The sequence below is a fragment of the Nonomuraea montanisoli genome, assembly GCF_013363975.1.
GTDB classification, from domain to species: domain Bacteria; phylum Actinomycetota; class Actinomycetes; order Streptosporangiales; family Streptosporangiaceae; genus Nonomuraea; species Nonomuraea montanisoli.
Genome location: NZ_JABWGN010000025.1, coordinates 51,884 through 71,253 on the forward strand (window position 1 = coordinate 51,884; position 19,370 = coordinate 71,253).

At 72.8% G+C, this 19,370-nt stretch carries 16 protein-coding genes; 11 read left to right on the plus strand and 5 right to left on the minus strand.

The window, feature by feature from the left end:
- Positions 1-114 precede the first annotated feature (114 nt).
- Complete coding sequence (locus HTZ77_RS42310; protein ID WP_175595430.1) at positions 115-1,575, minus strand: PucR family transcriptional regulator; 1,461 nt, start codon at positions 1,573-1,575, stop codon at positions 115-117.
- A gap of 69 nt (positions 1,576-1,644) precedes the next feature.
- On the opposite strand from HTZ77_RS42310, the gene speB reads away from it, so the two are divergent.
- Genes speB through HTZ77_RS42325 form a run of 3 tightly spaced genes read left to right on the plus strand, consistent with a single transcriptional unit; the run spans position 1,645 to position 4,788 of the window.
- Positions 1,645-2,586: an agmatinase gene (gene speB / locus HTZ77_RS42315; protein WP_175595431.1), complete on the plus strand. Its 942-nt coding sequence runs from the start codon at positions 1,645-1,647 to the stop codon at positions 2,584-2,586.
- The gene (locus HTZ77_RS42320) at positions 2,583-4,103 is read left to right on the plus strand and encodes a purine-cytosine permease family protein (RefSeq protein WP_175595432.1); all 1,521 of its coding nucleotides are present in this window, start codon (positions 2,583-2,585) and stop codon (positions 4,101-4,103) included. The genes speB and HTZ77_RS42320 overlap by 4 nt, the downstream gene beginning before the upstream one ends.
- Positions 4,104-4,113: 10 nt before the next feature.
- The gene (locus HTZ77_RS42325; protein ID WP_175595433.1) at positions 4,114-4,788 is read left to right on the plus strand and encodes a cyclase family protein; all 675 of its coding nucleotides are present in this window, start codon (positions 4,114-4,116) and stop codon (positions 4,786-4,788) included.
- A gap of 7 nt (positions 4,789-4,795) precedes the next feature.
- Here HTZ77_RS42325 and HTZ77_RS42330 read toward each other — a convergent pair whose 3' ends face one another.
- Positions 4,796-5,290, minus strand: a complete 495-nt coding sequence (locus HTZ77_RS42330) for an Lrp/AsnC family transcriptional regulator (protein ID WP_175595434.1) — start codon at positions 5,288-5,290, stop codon at positions 4,796-4,798.
- A 201-nt stretch (positions 5,291-5,491) separates the two neighbouring features.
- On the opposite strand from HTZ77_RS42330, the gene HTZ77_RS42335 reads away from it, so the two are divergent.
- The 8 genes from HTZ77_RS42335 to HTZ77_RS42370 all read left to right on the plus strand — a co-directional run bounded on the left by HTZ77_RS42335 (position 5,492) and on the right by HTZ77_RS42370 (position 14,544).
- Positions 5,492-6,925 carry a gamma-aminobutyraldehyde dehydrogenase gene (locus tag HTZ77_RS42335; RefSeq protein WP_175595435.1) on the plus strand — a complete coding sequence of 478 codons (1,434 nt, stop codon included), beginning with the start codon at positions 5,492-5,494 and terminating at the stop codon, positions 6,923-6,925.
- Between the two features lie 22 nt (positions 6,926-6,947).
- Positions 6,948-8,042: an ABC transporter ATP-binding protein gene (locus HTZ77_RS42340; RefSeq protein WP_175595436.1), complete on the plus strand. Its 1,095-nt coding sequence runs from the start codon at positions 6,948-6,950 to the stop codon at positions 8,040-8,042.
- Positions 8,039-9,268 (plus strand): ABC transporter substrate-binding protein, encoded by a 1,230-nt coding sequence (locus HTZ77_RS42345; protein ID WP_175595437.1) that lies wholly within the window; start codon positions 8,039-8,041, stop codon positions 9,266-9,268. The genes HTZ77_RS42340 and HTZ77_RS42345 overlap by 4 nt, the downstream gene beginning before the upstream one ends.
- 3 nt (positions 9,269-9,271) lie before the next feature.
- Positions 9,272-10,123 (plus strand): ABC transporter permease, encoded by an 852-nt coding sequence (locus tag HTZ77_RS42350; RefSeq protein WP_175595438.1) that lies wholly within the window; start codon positions 9,272-9,274, stop codon positions 10,121-10,123.
- A complete protein-coding gene (locus HTZ77_RS42355; protein ID WP_175595439.1) occupies positions 10,120-10,932 on the plus strand; it encodes an ABC transporter permease in 813 nt (270 codons plus the stop codon). Before HTZ77_RS42350 ends, HTZ77_RS42355 begins: the two co-directional genes overlap by 4 nt.
- A 184-nt stretch (positions 10,933-11,116) precedes the next feature.
- Positions 11,117-12,511: an NAD(P)/FAD-dependent oxidoreductase gene (locus HTZ77_RS42360; protein WP_175595464.1), complete on the plus strand. Its 1,395-nt coding sequence runs from the start codon at positions 11,117-11,119 to the stop codon at positions 12,509-12,511.
- A 134-nt stretch (positions 12,512-12,645) separates the two neighbouring features.
- Complete coding sequence (locus tag HTZ77_RS42365; protein ID WP_175595440.1) at positions 12,646-13,518, plus strand: alpha/beta hydrolase; 873 nt, start codon at positions 12,646-12,648, stop codon at positions 13,516-13,518.
- 126 nt (positions 13,519-13,644) lie between these two features.
- The gene (locus tag HTZ77_RS42370; RefSeq protein ID WP_175595441.1) at positions 13,645-14,544 is read left to right on the plus strand and encodes a serine hydrolase; all 900 of its coding nucleotides are present in this window, start codon (positions 13,645-13,647) and stop codon (positions 14,542-14,544) included.
- An 82-nt stretch (positions 14,545-14,626) separates the two neighbouring features.
- Here HTZ77_RS42370 and HTZ77_RS47120 read toward each other — a convergent pair whose 3' ends face one another.
- The 3 genes from HTZ77_RS47120 to HTZ77_RS42385 all read right to left on the minus strand — a co-directional run bounded on the left by HTZ77_RS47120 (position 14,627) and on the right by HTZ77_RS42385 (position 19,254).
- The gene (locus HTZ77_RS47120) at positions 14,627-17,566 is read right to left on the minus strand and encodes a BTAD domain-containing putative transcriptional regulator (RefSeq protein WP_235996001.1); all 2,940 of its coding nucleotides are present in this window, start codon (positions 17,564-17,566) and stop codon (positions 14,627-14,629) included.
- A gap of 105 nt (positions 17,567-17,671) precedes the next feature.
- Positions 17,672-18,439 (minus strand): isocitrate lyase/PEP mutase family protein, encoded by a 768-nt coding sequence (locus HTZ77_RS42380; RefSeq protein ID WP_175595442.1) that lies wholly within the window; start codon positions 18,437-18,439, stop codon positions 17,672-17,674.
- Positions 18,436-19,254, minus strand: a complete 819-nt coding sequence (locus HTZ77_RS42385; protein WP_175595443.1) for a cytochrome P450 — start codon at positions 19,252-19,254, stop codon at positions 18,436-18,438. The genes HTZ77_RS42380 and HTZ77_RS42385 overlap by 4 nt, the downstream gene beginning before the upstream one ends.
- Positions 19,255-19,370 lie beyond the last annotated feature (116 nt).

A 19,370-nucleotide genomic window follows, 5' to 3' on the forward strand; every position in this document is an offset into this window, starting at 1 on the left:
GGAATCCTTCCTCGCCCGCTGCGGTGATGATACGTCGCACTGTTGGCGGAAATAAATCCACATAATGCGGCGGGCATTCCTAATATTTCCGGCACTTGTGGAATGGACTTTTTGTCACTGGTCGTGGAGGCCGAGCCGGCGGGCGGCCTGGATGGCGAGCCATACCTCGGCGAAAGCCGCGCTCGACGAAAGGTCGCGACCGGTCAGCGCGGCGAAGCGGCGCAGCCGGTAGGCCAGTGTGTTGGGGTGGACGTGCAGCGCCGCGGCCGCCTCCTCCGTCCGGCGGTTGCGCTCCATCCACGTGCGCACCGACGTGACGAGCCGCGAGTCGTGCGCCTCGTCGTAGGCCAGCACCTCGCCCAGCACGTGCCGCACCAGGGCGTGCAGCGTGGCCGGGTCGTCGGGCAGCCAGCGGCCCGTCGTGTCGTCGCCGTAGCGCACCAGCGGCCGGCCCGACTCGGCGGCGCGGGCCGCCGCCCAGCCCGCCTCGCGCAGCGCCACCCGCAGCGACTCGCCCGGCGGGAACGGCCGGCTCATCCCGCACGCGGCGCCCGGCACGCCCGCCACGGCCTCGGCCAGCGTGGGCGGCCCGAGCACGTAGTGGTCGCCGCCGCGCCGCAGCAGCAGGTGGGCGTGGTCGTCGAGGGCCCGCCGCAGCGCGTCGTCCGGCGCGTCGCGCACCACCAGCAGCACCGCCTCCTCCTCCATCGGCATCCCGAGCCGGGCCAGGCGGCGGCGCGCCGCGGGCGGGTCGAGGACGTCCTGGAGCAGCTCGGCCAGCGTCTCGGCGCCCTCGCGGCGGATCGTCTCGCGCTCGTGGCGGGCCATGGCGACCTGGAGCGCGGCCACGGTGGCGACGTGCTGGACGACGGCCAGGCCCGCCGGCCGGGCGCCCTCCCGCTCGAAGGCCACGAGGAACCCCGCCGGGCCGCCCGGCGCGGGCACCGGCAGCACGAAACCGCCCGGGATCGTGGGCGGCGCCTCCGGCTGCTCCGGCAGCACACCGGCCGGAGGCGCCGGCACGCCGGGCAGCAGCGGCCGTCCCTGCGGGGTGCACAGGTACACGTCGTAGCCCGACAGCCGCTCCAGCCGGCGGAACAGCGTGGCCGTGTCCAGGTCCTCCGCGGCCAGCCACCGCAGCGCACCGAACACCTGGAGCTGCGCGCCGAGCCGGTGCCGGGCGTCCTCCTGCACGGCCGCGGCCACCTCCTGCGCGATGGCGATGAACGGCACGGCCAGCGGCACCTCCAGGATCGGCATGCCCCGCTCCTCGGCCGCCTCGAACAGCGACGGGTGCAGCGGCGGCACGTGGAGCTGGGCCGACAGCGCCAGGGCCGACACGCCGGCGTCGTCCAGCCGCTCCAGGTAGGCGCGCTGCCCGGCGGCCGAGCGCGGCACGCCGACGCCCGTTGTCATGATCACCTCGGCGCCGAGCAGCCACGGCGTCGGGTCCTCCAGCTCACTGACGTGCGCCCACGACACCGACCGCCCGAGCCCCGCCTCGCCGGCCAGCAGCCGGAGCTGGAGGGCGGGCGAGCGCAGCAGGTCCTCCACCGTCACCTTGTGGTCCGCCACAACACACACCGTAGTACTTCGTCGTGGGACCAATTGCCGCAGGTCAGCGCCTTGCCGAAGACTGCGGGAATGAACGAAGCCCCCATCGGCCCCGTCGACTCCAGCCGCGTTCCGCGCTTCGCCGGGCCCGCCACGTTCGCCCGGCTGCCCCGCCTCGACCAGGTCGGCACGGCCGACGTCGCGGTGGTGGGCGTGCCGTTCGACAGCGGCGTGTCCTACCGGCCCGGGGCGCGGTTCGGCCCGTCGGCCGTCCGGGAGGCGTCGCGGCTGCTCCGGCCGTACCACCCGGGGCTGGACGTGTCGCCGTTCGAGCGCGTCCAGGTCGCCGACGCCGGTGACATCGCCGCCAACCCGTTCGACATCCGCGAGGCGATCGAGGACATCGAGGCCGCCGCGAGCGGCATCGACGCGCGGCTCGTCACGATCGGCGGCGACCACACGATCGCCCTGCCGCTGCTGCGCGCGGTGGCCCGCCGGCACGGACCGGTGGCGTTGCTGCACTTCGACGCCCACCTCGACACGTGGGACACCTACTTCGGCGCCGAGTACACGCACGGCACCCCCTTCAGGCGGGCCGTCGAGGAGGGCATCCTCGACACCGAGGCGATCGGCCATGTGGGCATCCGCGGCCCGCTGTACGGGCGCAAGGACCTGGAGGAGGACCGCCGGCTCGGGTTCGGCGTGGTGACCGCCGCCGACGTGCTGCGCCGGGGCGTCGACGAGGTGACCGACGCCCTGCGGCAGCGCATCGGCGAGCGCCCCCTGTACGTCTCGGTGGACATCGACGTGCTCGACCCCGCGCACGCCCCCGGCACGGGCACCCCGGAGGCGGGCGGGCTGACCAGCCGCGAGCTGCTGGAGATCCTGCGCGGCCTGGCCGGCTGCCACCTGGTCGGCGCGGACGTCGTGGAGGTCGCCCCCGCCTACGACCACGCCGAGATCACCTCCGTCGCCGCCTCCCACGTCGCCTACGACCTCGTCAGCCTCCTCGCCCTGCAGGAGAAGCCATGAGCAGCAACGCCCCCATCACCGAGATCGAGACCCACGGCGTCGAGCGCATCCCCGACGCCGACCGCACCGCCCGCCCCCTCGACCTGTTCCGGGTGGCCTTCGGCGGCGCGAACACCTTCGCCACCTGCGTCCTCGGCGCGTTCCCCATCCTGTTCGGCCTGTCGTTCTGGCAGGGCCTGGCCGCGACCCTGCTCGGCCTGCTGGTGGGCGCGCTGATCCTGGCGCCGCTGTCGCTGTTCGGGCCGCTCAACGGCACCAACAACGCCGTCTCCTCCTCCGCCCACCTCGGCGTGCACGGGCGGGTCGTCGGCTCGTTCCTGTCGCTGCTGACCGCCGTGGCGTTCTTCTCCATCTCCGTGTGGTCGTCGGGCGACGCGCTCGTCGGCGGCGCGCACCGCCTGGCCGGCCTGCCGGACACCGATCTCAGCTACGGCGTGGCGTACGCGCTGTTCGCCGGGCTGGTGCTCGTCGTGTGCGTCTACGGCTTCCGGTTCATGCTGTTGGTCAACAAGATCGCGGTGGCGGCGGCGTCGCTGCTGTTCGTCCTCGGCGTGATCGCGTTCGCGGGCGACTTCGACCCGTCCTACCCGGGCACGCTCGCGGCCGGAGACCCGCTGTTCTGGCCGTCGTTCATCGGCGCCGCCCTGATCGTGCTGTCGAACCCGGTGTCGTTCGGCGCGTTCCTCGGCGACTGGTCGCGCTACATCCCGGCCTCGACGCCGCGCTCGCGGGTCATGGCCGCGGCGTTCCTGTCGCAGGTCGCCACGATCCTGCCGTTCCTGTTCGGCCTGACCACGGCCTCGATCATCGCGGCCAGGGCCGCGCAGTACGTGGACCCGGCCGCGCCCAACTACGTGGGCGGCCTGCTGGCCATCGCGCCGACCTGGTACTTCGTGCCGGTCTGCCTGCTTGCCCTGATCGGCGGCATGTCCACGGGCACGACGTCTCTTTACGGGACCGGCCTGGACTTCTCCAGCGTCTTCCCGCGCTTCTCCCGGGTGCAGGCGACGGTGTTCATCGGCACCCTGTCGATCGCGTTCATCTTCCTCGGCCGCTTCGCCGCCAACCTCACGCAGAGCATCTCGACGTTCGCCACGCTCATCATCACCTGCACTGCGCCCTGGATGGTCATCATGACGCTCGGGTACGTCACCCGGCGCGGCTGGTACGACCCCGACGCCCTCCAGGTGTTCAACCGGCGCCAGCGCGGCGGCCGCTACTGGTTCACCCACGGCTGGAACTGGCGCGGCATGACGGCCTGGCTGGCCGCGGCGGCGGTGGCGCTGCTGTTCGTCAACCTGCCGGGCCAGTTCGTCGGCCCGCTGGGCGGCCTGGCCGGCGGGGTGGACGTCTCGCTGCCGCTCGGCCTGGCTGTGGCGGCCGTGCTCTACCTGGCGCTGCTCGCGCTGTTCCCCGAGCCGCGCGAGGTGTACGGCCCGGAGGGGCCGCGCCTGGTGCGGGCCGTGGACACGCCGGTCCCGCCGATCGTGGGGGCGACGGCCGAGCAGCCCGTGTGACGATGACGCCATGACCACCGAACTCGTGGACCTGTCGGTGCCGATCGCCACCGGGATGCCGGTCTACCCCGGCGATCCCGAGGTGGCGGTCGGCCCGGCCCTCACGGCGGCGCGGGACGGCGTGAACGTGCTGGCGCTGCACCTGGGCTCCCAGTCGGGCACCCACGTGGACGCGCCCTTCCACATCGACGACGCGCTGCCCACGCTGGACGAGCTGCCGCTGGAGCGCTTCGCCGGCCCGGCCGTCGTGGTGGACGCCCGGGGCCGGGAGCCGCGCTCCGCGATCGGGGCGGAGGCGTTCGCGGCGGTCCCGGCCGGCGGGGTCCCGCCGATCGTGCTGGTGGCCACGGGCTGGTCGGCGCACTGGGGGACCGGGGCGTACGCGGCGCACCCGTACCTGACGGAGGAGGCGGCGCGGCTGCTGGTGGACCGGGGCGTGCGGACGGTCGGGATCGACGCGCTCAGCGTGGACCCGAGCGGTCAGGCCGGGCCCGCGGAGGACTTCCCGGCGCACCGGGTGCTGTGCGGCGCGCACGCCGTCATCGCCGAGAACCTCACCGGCCTCGACCGGGTGCTGGCCGCTCAGGCGGCGGGCCGCCCGGTGGAGGCGTGGCTGCTGCCGCTGCGGCTCCCCGGCGCCGACGGCGCGCCGGTGAGAGCGGTGGCACGCCTGGGGCCGGTGTGACCTGAGGTCAGCGGGTGCCCCAGGAATACGTCTGCTTCCGGAGTTTCAGATAGACGAACGACTCCGTCGCGCGTACTGCCGGAATTGCACGGATTTTGCTAAGAATGTCCAAAAGATGACCATCGCCCTCGCAGACCACTTCGACGATCACGTCGAAGGAGCCCGCGGTGAGCACGACATAGTCGATCTCGTCGATGGCGGCGAGCTCGTCGGCGACCGACTCCAGGTCGCCCTCGATGTTCACGCCGATCATCGCCTGGCGCGGGAAGCCCAGCGTCAGCGGGTCGGTCACCGCGACGATCTGCATGACCCCCGCGTCCTGCAGGCGCTGCACCCGCTGGCGGACGGCCGCCTCGGACAGGCCGACGGCCTTGCCGATCGCCGCGTAGGGCATGCGCCCGTCGGCCTGGAGCTGCTCGATGATCCGCTTGGACAGGTCGTCGAGCGTGAACTGTCCGGGCGCCGTGTCACTGCCGCGGCGGGCGCGTGGCGGGGTCGTCATCGCGAGCGGTCCTCCTAGCGGCGCGCGTTACGGGCGCGTTCCCGGTCCATTGCCGTCCTGGTGCGACATGTTGTCAGTTCTCGACGCCCTGTCAAGCGAATTCGTAGCAATTTGGTATCTTCGCCACGAAATCCCTTGTCCAGATGCACACGCTCTGTAAGAGTCGCGGCATCTCAGCCACCTCACCAGGAGGTCATCACCTTGACCACCCGTCTGCAGAACTTCATCAACGGTGAGTTCGTGGACGCCAAGAGCGGCCGATTCTCCGACATCATCGACCCGTGCACCGGCGAGGCCTACCTTCAGGCCCCGATCTCCGGCGCCGAGGACATCGACGCTGCCTACGCCGCCGCGGCTGCCGCTTTCGCGTCATGGGGCCGGACCACCCCGGGCGAGCGGGCGAACCTGCTGCTCAAGGTCGCCGACGCGATCGACGCGCGGGCCGACGAGATCAACGAGGCGGAGTGCCGCAACACCGGCAAGCCCCGAGCCCGCATGGCCGAGGACGAGACGCCGGTCGCCGCCGACCACTTCCGGTTCTTCGCGGGCGCCGCGCGCACGCTGGAGGGACCGACCGCCGGCGAGTTCCTGGCCGACCACACCAGCGTCATCCGGCACGAGCCCATCGGCGTCATCGGCCAGGTCACCCCCTGGAACTACCCGATGATGATGGCCGTCTGGAAGATCGCCCCGGCGCTGGCCGCGGGCAACACCATCGTCCTCAAGCCGTCCGACACCACGCCGGCCTCCACGCTCAAGCTCGCCGAGATCCTCGGCGAGGTGCTGCCCGCCGGCGTCTTCAACGTCGTCACCGGCGACCGGGAGACCGGCGCGCTGGTCGTCGGCCACCCGACCGCCGCGATGGTCGCCATCACCGGCTCCGTCGGCGCCGGCATGTCGGTGGCCAGGAGCGCCGCCGACGACCTCAAGCGCGTCCACCTGGAGCTCGGCGGCAAGGCGCCCGTCGTGGTCTTCGAGGACGTCAAGGACCTGGCCAAGGCCGCCGCGGACATCGCGACCGCCGGCCTGTACAACGCCGGCCAGGACTGCACCGCGGCCTGCCGCGTGCTCGTGCAGGAGAGTGTCCACGACGAGTTCGTGGCCGCCCTCACCGAGGCCGCCGCCGGCACCGTCACCGGCGACCTGTCCGACGAGGACGCCCTGTACGGCCCGCTCAACAACGAGAGCCAGCTCGCCAAGGTGCAGGGCTTCGTCGAGCGCGTCCCGGCGCACGCCAAGGTGCTCACCGGCGGTCACCGCGTCGGCGACAAGGGCTACTTCTTCGCCCCGACGATCGTCGACGGCCTCCGGCAGGACGACGAGATGGTGCAGAACGAGGTGTTCGGCCCCGTCATCACCGTCCAGACGTTCACCGACGAGGCGGACGCCCTGGCCAAGGCCAACGACGTCAAGTACGGCCTGAGCAGCTCGGTGTGGACCTCGGACCACGGCCGCGCCATGCGCATGTCCAACCGGCTCGACTTCGGCGTGGTGTGGGTCAACACCCACATCCCCTTCGTGTCGGAGATGCCGCACGGCGGCTTCAAGCACTCCGGCTACGGCAAGGACCTCTCGGTGTTCGGTCTGCACGACTACACGAGGGTCAAGCACGTCATGCACTACATCGGCGAATAGCACGCAAGGACAGATCCTGGACATGGCCGAGCTGAACAGGGCCGAGCTGAACGCGATCGAACTCGACGGCGTCGTCAAGGAGTACCTCTCGCACGGCGAGGTCGTCCAGGCGGTGAAGGGCGTCACGCTCGACATCGCCGAAGGGGAGTTCTTCTCCCTGCTCGGCCCGTCCGGCTGCGGCAAGACCACGACCATGCGCATGATCGCCGGCTTCGAGGAGCCGTCGCGGGGCGTGGTCAGGCTGCACGGGGCCGACGTCACGAACGTCCCGCCGAACAAGCGCGACATCAACATGGTCTTCCAGTCGTACGCGCTGTTCCCGCACATGAACGTGTGGGACAACGTGGCGTTCGGTCTCAAGCAGCGCCGCACCCCGCAGGAGGAGATCCGGCGGCGGGTCGGCGAGATGCTGGAGATCGTGGACCTGGCCGGCCGGGAGAAGCGCCGGCCGCGCGAGATGTCGGGCGGCCAGCAGCAGCGGGTCGCGCTGGCCCGCGCCCTGGTCAACCGGCCCCGGGCGCTGCTGCTGGACGAGCCGCTCGGCGCGCTCGACCTCAAGCTGCGCCAGGCCATGCAGATCGAGCTCAAGCGCATCCAGCGCGAGGTCGGCATCACGTTCGTGTACGTGACGCACGACCAGAGCGAGGCGCTCACCATGAGCGACCGGATCGCCGTCATGAACGACGGGCTGGTCGAGCAGCTCGGCGGGCCCAGGGAGATCTACGAGAAGCCGGCGAGCGCGTTCGTCGCCGGCTTCATCGGCACCTCCAACCTGCTCACCGGCGTCGCCGCCGGCGGGGTGCTGGAGCTCGGCGGTGGCCGGGTGCTCGTGCCCGGGCGGGACGGCGAGGTCACCGTGACCGTCCGGCCGGAGAAGATCACCATCTCGCTGGACAAGCCGGACGGCGAGGTGAGCGTGGTGCCGGGGACCGTCGGCGAGGTCGTCTACCTCGGCACCTACAACAGCTACGCCGTGCGCCTCGGGGACGGGACCGAGGTCACGGTGTTCCAGCAGAACGCGCACGACGCGACGACCACGGCGGAGCGGGGGGACCCGGTCTGGCTGTCGTGGCCGGCGCAGCACTCTTACGCGATTGGAAGTCGAAGCACCCCATGAGCCACCTGCACGACCCCGCCTTCCTGCGGGGCATGACCCAGCCGCGTACCCGTCGCGAGGCCTTCCGCATCGCCGGCCTGTCCGCCGCCGGCCTCGCCCTGGCCGCCTGCGGCGTCCAGGGGCAGAAGGCGGCGCCGCCGAAGGCCGACGCGGTCAAGGACTACTGGTCGAAGCAGACCAAGCACGGCCGCGTCGTGTTCGCCAACTGGCCCGAGTACATGCCCGAGGACCAGGCGCCGCTGAAGAAGTTCCAGAGCGAGACCGGGATCTCCTACCAGTACAAGGAGGTCATCCAGGAGAACGCGGAGTTCTTCGGCAAGGCCGACCCGGTGCTGCGGGCCGGGCAGTCGCTCGGCTACGACATCGTGGTCATGACCAACGGCGTCCAGCTCCAGCACATGATCCAGCTCGGCTACTGCGTCGCCCTCGACCACTCCAAGCTGCCGAACTTCGCGGCCAACGCCGGCGCGACGTACAAGAACCGCGCCTACGACCCGGGCAGCACCTACACCGTCCCGTACACCTCGGGCGTGACCGGGATCGCGTACAACACCAAGTACGTCAAGGACGACATCACCAGCATCGAGGCGCTGTTCGACCCCAAGTACAAGGGCCGGGTCGGGATGATGGGCGACGCCCAGGAGATCGCCAACTTCGGCATGATCGCCCTCGGCGTCAACCCGGAGAAGTCGACCGAGGCCGACTGGAAGAAGGCCGGCGAGAAGCTCAAGGCGCAGCGCGACGCCGGGATCGTGCGCAAGTACTACGACCAGTCCTACATCGACGCCGTGTCCAAGGGCGACATCTGGGTGACCATGGCCTGGTCCGGCGACGTGTTCCAGCGCCAGCTCGCCGGTGAGCCCGTCAAGTTCGTGGTGCCCGAGGAGGGCGGCACGATCTGGACCGACAACATGCTCATCCCCAAGGGCGCCGCCAACCCCGTCGACGCGCTCATGCTCATGGACTACCTCTACCAGCCGGTGGTCGCCGCCGAGCTGGACGAGTTCATCCAGTACGTCACCCCGGTGCCCGGCGTCCAGGACATCCTCAAGGAGAAGGCCGCCAAGGCCACCGGCGAGGACAAGGAGGCGCTGGAGCAGATGGTGGCCAGCCCGCTGATGTTCCCCTCGGAGGCGGACTACGCCAAGCTGCACACCTACACCACGCTCACCACGCAGCAGGAGCAGGTGTTCAACCCGATCTTCCAGTCGATCACCCAGGCGTAGACGATGAAGCGGCTGACTCCCTACCTGCTCGCGCTGCCGAGCTGGATGTGGCTGGCGGTCTTCCTCGTGGTGCCGCTGGCCGCGATGGCCTCGGTGTCGCTGCAGACCGGCAACGCCATCGACGGCTTCGCGATGACGTTCAGCTTCTCCAACTACGCCGACGCGCTGGGCAGGTACAGCACCCAGCTCGTACGGTCCCTCTGGTACGGCGGGCTCGCCACGGTCGCGATGCTCGTCATCGGCTACCCGGTGGCGTACTGGATCGCCTTCAAGGGGGGCAGCCGCAAGTCCGTCTATCTGTTCCTGCTGCTGCTGCCGTTCTTCGTGTCGTTCGTGCTGCGGACCATCTCGTGGGGGTTCCTGCTGGCCGACGACGGCGTCCTGTTCGGCACGCTGAAGGGCTGGGGGCTGCTGCCCGCCGACTTCCACGTGCTGGCCACCACGGTCGCCGTGGTCGGCGGGCTGACCTACAACTTCCTGCCGTTCATGATCCTGCCGATCTACGTGGCGCTGGAGCGGGTGGACCCGCGGGTCGTCGAGGCGGCCTACGACCTGTACGCCTCCAGGACGGCGGCCTTCCGGCGGGTGGTGCTGCCGCTGTCGCTGCCCGGGGTGTTCGCCGGGGTGCTCATGACGTTCGTGCCCGCCACGGCCGACCCGGTCAACGCCCAGGTGCTCGGCGGCACCGGCAACACCATGATCGGCAACATCATCCAGACCGAGTACCTGACCAACCTCAACTACCCGACGGCCTCGGCGCTGTCGTTCACGCTCATGGCCGTGCTGCTCATCGGGATCTTCATCTACGCCCGCGCGCTCGGCACCGAGAACGTCCTTGAGGCGGCCGCCCGATGAGCGCCACGACCCTGACCCGCCGCCCGCGCGGGCGGCTCGGCGACCGCCTGCTGCACGCCTACACCTGGCTGATCATCGTCTGGCTGTCGTCGCCGATCGCCGTGATGATCCTGTTCGGGTTCAACGACAAGAAGAGCAAGTCGAACACGAGCTGGCAGGGCTTCACGCTGCGCTGGTACCAGCAGCTGTTCGACATCTCCGACCTCACCACGGCGCTGAAGAACTCGCTGACCGTCGCGGTGGCCAGCACGCTCATCACCGTGGTCATCGGCACCATGCTGGGCCTCGCGCTCGGCCGCCACCGCTTCCGCGGGCGCGGGGTGACGAACTTCCTCGTCTTCGCCGCCATCTCCACGCCCGAGCTGGTCATGGGCGCGTCGCTGCTGTCGCTGTTCGTCTCCGCCAACCTGCCGCGCGACGCCTTGACGATCATCATCGCGCACGTGCTGTTCTCGCTGTCCTTCGTCACCGTCACCGTGCGGGCCCGGGTCATCACCCTGGACCCGTCGCTGGAGGAGGCGGCCAGGGACCTCGGCGCCACCGCCTGGGGCACGTTCCGGCAGGTGACGCTCCCGGCCGTGCTGCCCGGCGTGCTCTCGGGCGGCATGCTGGCCTTCGCGCTGTCGATCGACGACTATGTGGTGACCAGCTTCGTCAACGGCTCCACCGTCACCTTCCCGCTGTGGATCATCGGGTCGGTCAAGACGGGCATCCCGCCCCAGGTCAACGTCATGGGAACGTTGATCTTCGGGATCGGCGTGCTGATCGCGGTCGCCAACGCGGTCGCGGCACGGCGCCGCCGCACCTAGCACCTTCTCACCAGGCTTCCCCCCGCGGCCCCGCGGGGGGTTCGGCATACCCGGCGACGTCCGGGCGACGGCAAAGAACAGGGAGGCGAGATCGGATGCCGGCGGGGGGAACCCGCGCGTGATCACCTCATTGAAGATCCCGCAATTTTCATAGAACACTGACTTTCGTAGGGAAGTGGGATTTGTGGATCCGCTGAAGGCGCTTGCTGACGCGGAGCGCAAGCCGTACTGGCTGGACACTCCGGCCAGACCCGAGCCGCAGCCGCGGCTCTTCGGACACACGAGCGCCGACCTGGTCGTCGTCGGCGGAGGCTTCTCGGGGCTGTGGACCGCCCTGATGGCCAAGGAACGCGACCCCGGGCAGGACGTCGTCCTGCTGGAGGGGCGCCGGATCGGCTGGGCGGCATCCGGCCGCAACGGCGGGTTCTGCATGGCGACCCTCACCCATGGCCTGCCCAACGGGCTGGAACGCTGGCCGGACGAGATCGCCCGGCTCGAACACCTGGGTGTGGAGAACCTCGACGAGATCGAGGAGACCCTGGCGCGTTACGGCATCGACTGCGCCTTCGAGCGCACCGGCGAGCTGAACGTCGCCACCGAGCCCTGGCAACTGGAGGGCCTGAACGAGCACCTCGACATCATCGGCGACCTCGGCCTCGACTACGTGCCCATGGACCGCGACCAGGTGCGGGCCGAGCTCGACTCGCCCACCTACCTGGGCGGCCTGTGGGACCGCAGGGGCTGCGCCATGCTCGACCCCGCCCGGCTGGCGTGGGGGCTGCGCGAGGCGTGCCTGCGGCTCGGCGTGCGCGTGTACGAGCGCAGCCCGGTCCGCTCGCTGCACGACGACGGCGTCACGCTCAGCCTGCGCACCCCGCACGGGGTCGCCGCCGGCAGGAGGGTGGCGCTGGGCACCGGGGTGTTCCCGCCGCTGCTGCGGCGGCTCAAGCACTTCGTCGTCCCGGTCTACGACTACGCGCTGATGACCGAGCCGCTGACCCCGGCCCAGCTCGGCGCCCTCGGCTGGGGCAACCGGCAGGGCGTCGGCGACTCGGCCAACCGGTTCCACTACTACCGGCTCACCGCGGACAACCGGATCCTCTGGGGCGGCTACGACGCCGTCTACTACAACGGGGGTCTGGTCAAGCCGGAGTACGACCAGCGCGACGAGACGTTCGCCACGCTGGCGCGGCACTTCTTCACCACGTTCCCGCAGCTCGACGGGGTGCGTTTCACGCACCGCTGGGGCGGCGTGATCGACACGTGCAGCCGGTTCAGCGCCTTCTACGGGCAGGCGCACGGCGGGCGGCTGGCCTACGCGGCCGGCTACACCGGCATGGGCGTGGGCGCCACCCGCTTCGGCGCCAACGTGATGCTGGACCTGCTGTCGGGCGAGCGCACGCAGCGGACCGAGCTGCGCATGGTCAAGGAGAAGCCGGTGCCGTTCCCACCGGAGCCGGTGCGGTCGGGGGTGATCCAGTTCACCCGCTGGTCGATCGCCCAGGCCGACCGGCACGAGGGGCGGCGCAACCTGTGGCTGCGCGCCCTCGACCGGATGGGGCTCGGCTTCGACTCCTGACCCCGGTGTGACGACACCCGCGGGCCGCCCGGGAACCACCGGCGGCCCGCACATCCCGGGGTCTTCTGCCTCTCCCCTGGAGGGGTGGCCTGTGCGGGCCGCAAGGAGTGGTCGGCGGCCCGCACACTAGGGGCATGAGGATCGAGTTTGCGGTCGACGACGTCACGCTGGTCGGTGAGCTGAGGGTGCCCGAGGCCGAGGGGCCGCGTCCGGGGCTGGTGCTCACCGGCCCGTTCACCGGCGTGCGCGACCAGGTCACGGGCCTGTACGCGGAACGGCTGACCAGCCTCGGGTACGTCACGCTGGCCTTCGACCACCGCACCTGGGGCGAGTCGGGCGGCCTGCCGCGCCGGCACGAGGACCCGCAGGGCAAGCTGCACGACCTGCGGGCCGCGGTGTCGGTGCTGCGGTCGCGGCCGGAGGTGGACGGGGAGCGGATCGGGGCCGTGGGCATCTGCCTCGGCGCCGGATATGCCCTGAAATTTGCGGCTTTCGAGCCTCGGGTGAAGGTCTTCGCCGGGATCGCCGGGGCGTACAACAACCCGTACACGATGCGTTCCGGCATGGACTACCAGGCGGCGCTGGCCGGCCTGGGGGAGACGCTGGAGCGGCAGGATCTCGGCGGCCCCGTCGAGTACCTCCCGGCGGTCGCGCCGGAGGGCGAGGCCGCCATGCCGGGCGACGAGCCGTACGCCTACTACGGCACCGAACGCGGGGCCTCGCCGCACTGGGCCAACGAGGTGACCCGGGCCAGCCTGCGCGAGCTGATCACCGTGGACAACATGATGGGCGCCGACTTCCTGTCGCCCAAGCCCGCGCTGATCGTCCACGGGGTGGTGGACCGGTTCTGCTCGCCGGAGGGCGCCGAGGAGGCGTACCGGAGGCTGGACGAGCCGAAGCGGCTCGTGTGGCTGGACGCCAAGCGTCACATCGACCTCTACGACCAGGAGCCCTACGTGACGCAGGCCGTCGAGGCCACCGCCACGTTCCTCGACGCCCACCTCTGACTCCCCGGCGCCCGCCCTCATCAGCTCCTGGCAGGTGTGACGAAGCGGGCGCGCGGGGAGAAGTGCGGCTAGACCCCCGCCGAACGTCAGGGGGTTGGGCGCGTGCGCGTGATGTGGTGTGCGGCGATGCTGCTGCTCGGGCCGGCGACGATCGCCGGGTGCGGGGAGCAGGAGGTCACGAACCTGCCGCCGGTGGTCGAGCAGGCGGGCGAACGGGTCCGGGCCGCCCGCTGCCGGTTCGCCGTCCCGGATCCGGTGGCCGGCGCCGCCGCCCGCGCCGCGCTGGAGGCGGATCTGCGGCGTTACGCGGCCGGACGGCCCGGCCGGGTGGTGTTCGCCGCCCGCGACCTGGCCACGGGCGTACGACTCGGCCGGGACGAGCACCGGCACGACATGATCACGGCCAGCGGCGCCAAGGTGGACATCCTGACCGCGCTGATGCTGCTCCGCTCGACCCTCGACGCCGCCGAGCAGGACCTCGCCTCCCGCATGATCAGGGAGAGCGACAACGTCGCCGCCGACGCGCTGTGGTGGCGGGTCGGCGCGGGCGAGGGCATGAGCGCCTTCTACCGCCGGCTCGGCCTGGCCGAGACCGCGCCGGGGCCCGGCCGGTACTGGGGCGGCACGACCACCAGCCCGGCCGACCGGCTGCGCCTGCTCGCGGTCCTCGCGAACGGCGGCAAGGGCCTCACCCCGGCGGACCGGCAGCTCGTCCTCGGCCTGATGGCCCATGTGCAGGCCGACCAGGCCTGGGGGGTCAGCGCCGCCGCCCGGCCGGGCGACCGCGTGGCGCTCAAGAACGGCTGGACGCCCCGGCCGTTCATCCACAACACCTGGGCCGTCACCAGCTACGGCCGCATCACCGGGCCGGGCCGCGACCTGCTCCTGTCGGTGCAGACCGACGAGCAGGCCGGGGAGGGGCAGGGCATCGAGACGATCGAGGGACTGGCCCGGATGATCGGCCGGCGGCTGTCCGACCTCACCCCGGTCCGCACCCTGTCCTGCCCGGCCGGCGCCGCCCCCTGAACCCCCGCTGCCGAGCCACCCCACGCGGCCACGATCCGCACCGGCGCTCCCGGCCCCGCCCCGCCTCGCCACGAATCCGCCTCTACCGGGCGGCCCGCTCCCGCTCCCGCCGGCGCAGCTCCTCCAGGTCCGTGAGGAGGCGGTCACGGACGTCCTCGGCGCTGTACCAGCCCTGGGGGCACTCGGCCAGCCCCTGCTCCAGCCGGGCGCGCGCCTCGGCGAGGTCGCCCCGCGCCGTCGCGAGCTCCCCGAGCCCCGCCTGCGCCCGGGCGGTCGTCTCGCTGGAGGCCACCCGCCGCGCCACCTCGTCCGCGCGCTCGTACCCGGCCCGCGCCTCCTCGGGATGGCCCAGCCGCGCCGCCGCGTCCGCGCGCCGGCACAGGCTCTCCGCCATGTCCGGCACCGCGCCCAGCTCACGCGCCGTCTCCAGCGCCTGCCCGGCCAGCTCGTACGCGGCCACGTAGTCGCCCTCGCGGAACGCCAGATCCCCCAGCCCGGTCAGCACCAGCGTGATGCCCCAGCGCTCGCCCAGCTCCCGGAAGGCGGCCAGCGCCTGCATGAACCCGGCCTTGGCCTCCTCGGTCCGTCCCGCGAACTGCTCGACCAGCGCCACCCCGCAGTGGGACAGCGCCCGCGACCACGGCGTCATCGCCCCCTCGGCGCCGGCCGGCAGATCCCGCGCCCACTCCACGCTGTCCGGCGGCCCGGCGAACATCGGCAGCAGCAGGGCCAGGAACTCCACCCGCGAGGGCAGGTAGTCCAGCGGCATCAGCCGCCGCAGCTCCGCCAGCCGGGCCGGCAGCGCGGCGTCCGGCTCATGGGCCCACGCGGCGACGAGCACGCACATCGCGTACTCCTCCTCCAGCCCTTCGGGAGCCCGCGCGGGCATGGAGGACAGCACCGCCAGCGCCAGCTCCGCGCAGGTCAGCCGGTGCCCCCGCATCCACCAGTAGCAGGCCGCTGCGGCCAGCAGGCGCAGCCCCAGCTCGGCGTGGCCGGTCTCGGCCGCCCAGCGCACGGCCGCGTCGAGATCGCCGCTCTCCTCGTCGAGGCGGGCCAGCCAGGGGAGCTGCTCGGCGCGGCGCACGTGCCGGTCGGCGGTGAGCGCGAGCTCCAGGTAGTACGCCGCATGAGCCGCGCGGACCGGCGCGACCTCGCCCGCCTCGGCCAGCCGTTCGGCGCAGAACGCGCGGATGGTCTGGAGCATCCGGTAGCGCCCGTCCACGACCTCGACCAGCGACTTGTCGGCCAGCGCGAACAACGCCTCCTCCGGGACCCCGCACACCCGCTCGGCCGCCTCGGGCGTGGCGCCGCCCGCGAACACCGCCATCCGCCGGGCCAGCCGCTGCTCGTCCTCGTCGAGCAGGTCCCAGCTCCAGGCGACCACGCCGCGCAGCGTCTGGTGCCGGGGCAGCGCGGTGCGGCTGCCCTTGGCCAGCAGGCGGAACCGGTCGTCGAGCCGCGCCGCGAGGTCGTCCAGGCTCATCGTGCGCAGCCGGGCCGCGGCCAGCTCGATCGCGAGCGGAAGCCCGTCGAGCGCCCGGCACACGCCCGCCACGGCCGCCGCGTTGCCCGAGTCCACCGTGAAGCCCGGCCGCACCGCCGCCGCCCGGTCGGCGAACAACCGGACGGCGGCGGAGCCGAGCAGGTCCGCCGCGCCGGGCGGCGGCAGGCTGAGCGGGGCCACGGGCACCACCCGCTCGCCGGTGATGCCGAGCGCCTCACGGCTCGTCGCCAGCACGCGCAGCGCCGGGCACGCGGCGAGCAGCGCGTCGGCCAGCTCGGCGGCGGCCTCCACCACGTGCTCGCAGTTGTCGAGGACGAGCAGCAGGTCGCGGCCGGCGAGCGCCGCCACGAGCCGCGCCGCCGGATCCCCGTTGGGCCGCTCCGGGCCGGACAGCAGCGGGTCGCGCACGCCCAGGGCCGCCAGCACCGCCTTCGCCACGTCCCCGCCCGCCGTCAGCGGGGCGAGCTGCACGAGGCAGACGTCGCCGTCCGTCGGGCCCACGGCCTCCAGCGCGAGCCGCGTCTTGCCCGCGCCGCCCGCGCCGACGAGGGTGACCAGCCGCGCCTCCCGCAGGCACGCGCCGACCTGCCGCAGCTCCTCGGCCCGCCCCACGAAGCTGGTGAGCTGCGCCCGCAACCCCCGCCGCCCCACGCCCTCTCCTGGAGCACCGCCCCCGCCGCGGCCCCTCCCGCCCGTCCCCCCCGCCTGGCCCACGCCGGGACTCCCGCTCGTCTCCCCGGCATGGGCCACGCCAGGACGACGCGCACTCCCGTCAGGCGGCGGCGACAGCGACGGGTCGCCCCGGAGGACGGCCAGGTGGGTGGCCGACAGCTCCGGCCCCGGACCGACGCCCAGTTCCTCGTCCAGCACCCGCCGGGCCCGCTCGTACGCGGTCAGCGACTCGGCCTGCCGTCCGCTGCCGTACAGGGCGCGCATGAGCTGGGCGTGCGGCCGTTCCCGCAGCGGATGGGCGGCGGTGAGCCGGCGCAGTTCGGCCACGAGCTCCCGATGGCGCCCCAGCTCCAGGTCGGCCTGCACACGGTCCTCGACCGCGGCCAGGCGCAGCTCCTCCAGCGCCGCCACGACGGGCTCGGCGTGCGGCACGTCGGTCAGGGGCGCGCCGCGCCACAGCCCGAGGGCCTCGTGCAGCAGCCCGGCCGCGCGCAGGGCGTCCCCGGCGCCGAGCGCCGCCCTGCCCTCGGCGGCGAGCCGCGTGAAGCGGCTCGCGTCCACGTCCTCCGGGTCGGCCGCGAGCAGGTATCCCGCCGGATGGAACTCCACCCGTTCCCTGCCGAGGGCTTTACGCAGCCGCGACACCTGGGACTGCAGCGCGTTGACCACGCCCTCCGGGGGCCGCTCGCCGTACAGGCCGTCGATCAGCCGGTCGGCGCCGACGACCCGGCCCGCGTCGAGGGCCAGGAGCGCGAGCAGCGCCCGTACGCGGGGCCCGCCGAGCGGGACGGGCTCCCCGTCCTCGCCCAGAACGCGTGCCGGGCCGAGGATCTCGAAGCGCATGCCTCGATTATCCCGGCACGCCGTCCTCCGGCGCGGGCCGAACGGCCACCGGCGGCGCAGCGGTGACGGCGCGTGCCGGGAGGGGACGGCGGCGACCGCGGTGTGTCAGCGCTGGGGGAGGATCGCGGTGATCTCCGCGTACGACGGCATGGGCGGGGCCGGCTCCCCGCGTACGGCCAGCACCGCGGCCAGCGCCCCCTGCACGGAGGCCCGGTACAGCAGCGACCCCGTGCTCACCCGCGCCACCCCCGCCTCGGCCAGCCGGTCCAGCGACGGCCCGCCGGGCTGGTACAGGACGTTGAGCGGCAGCGACGTGGCGGCGGCCACCTCGGCGATCTCGTCCGGATCGCTCAGCCCGGGGACGAAGACGCCGTCCGCGTGCCCGTAGGCGCGCACGCGCTCCAGCGTGTCGCCCGTCCTGAGCCAGCGCGTGTCGGTGCGGGCGTTGACGAACACACCGTGGCCCAGCGCCGCCTCGATGATCCGCTGATGCAGCGAGATCGGGCGCAGCGTCCCGTCGGGCCGGCCGTCCTCCAGGTTGACCCCGGCCACGCCGAGCGCCGCCAGCGCCGCGACCAGGTCGGACACCTGGGCCGGGTTGTCGCTGAAGCCTCCTTCGATGTCCACGGTGACCAGGACGCCGAGGTCGCACATCTGCTCGGCCAGCTCGACGGTCTCCGCACGGGTGGCCCCGGCCGCGTCCGGCTTGCCGTGGACGGCCGCCACGCCGAGGCTGGTCGTGCCGATCGCGGCGAAGCCCTGGGCGGCGAGCGCTGCGGCCGAGCCGTAGTCCCAGGCGTTCGGGAGCAGCAGCGGGTCGCCCGGCCGGTGCAGGTCGCGGAAGCCGGCGTATCGTTCCTCTGCCGTGGTCACAGGTCCCCCTCGGGAAGCGATGCGGATCGGTCAGGCGTGGCGCCCAGCCCGTCGAGGACGCCCGCGGCCAGGGCGAGGGCGTGGGCCGAGGCGGGGCAGGGGCGCACGCCGTGGCCGAACGTCAGGTGCGGGGTCTCGCCCCTGGTGGGGTCGAACCGTTCGGGATCGGCGAACACGGCGGGGTCGCGGTTGGCCGCGACCAGGTCGATGACGACCTCCTCGCCGGTGGTCCGCTCCACGCGGCGGCTCGCCTTGAGCGGCGGGTCGTGGCGCAGGGTCTCCCGCAGCAGCCCCTCGGCCCCGGCCCGGCCGGGGGAGTCTCCGGCGTCGTCGGCGTGGGTGAGGGCGTTCGCGATGAGGCCCTCGGTGGCGGCGTGCGCCTGGAGCAGAAGGGTCAGGTCCGTGACGGCCGGCGGCCCGTCGCCCAGCAGCGCGGTCAGCTCGGCCACCGCCGCGTCGGCCTCCGGGGTCTCCTCGCCGGACAGGTAGCCGGTGGCGGCGGCCTCGACCAGGGACACGGGGGCCGCGACTCCGAGGGCGGCGGCCAGCACCTCCGTGGGCACGCCCGTCCGGTCGCCGCCGCGCTCCAGCGTCGCCTCGCGCGCCCTCCGGCGCAGCGCGGCGGGGTCGAGCTCCGCGAGCCGCTTCTCCAGGGCCCGGCGTCGCTCGGCGTGCGTCTCGCCGCTGCTGAACCGCGACACCTGGGCCCGCAGCCACCCCAGCGTGTACGGCGGCGCGTCCTGGCGCACGGGCGGCGGGACGTACCGGGGGTCCGCGAGCACCGCCCGGGCCTCGTCGTGACGTGTGATGACCATGCGTTTCACGCTATGCCGTGATTCCTTCGACCCGGGCCGAAGGATGCCGGGCCGGGGCGGCGTGCCGGCCGCAGCGGTGTCTCGCGGTATCGCGTCCGCCCGGGTGACGAGCGGGA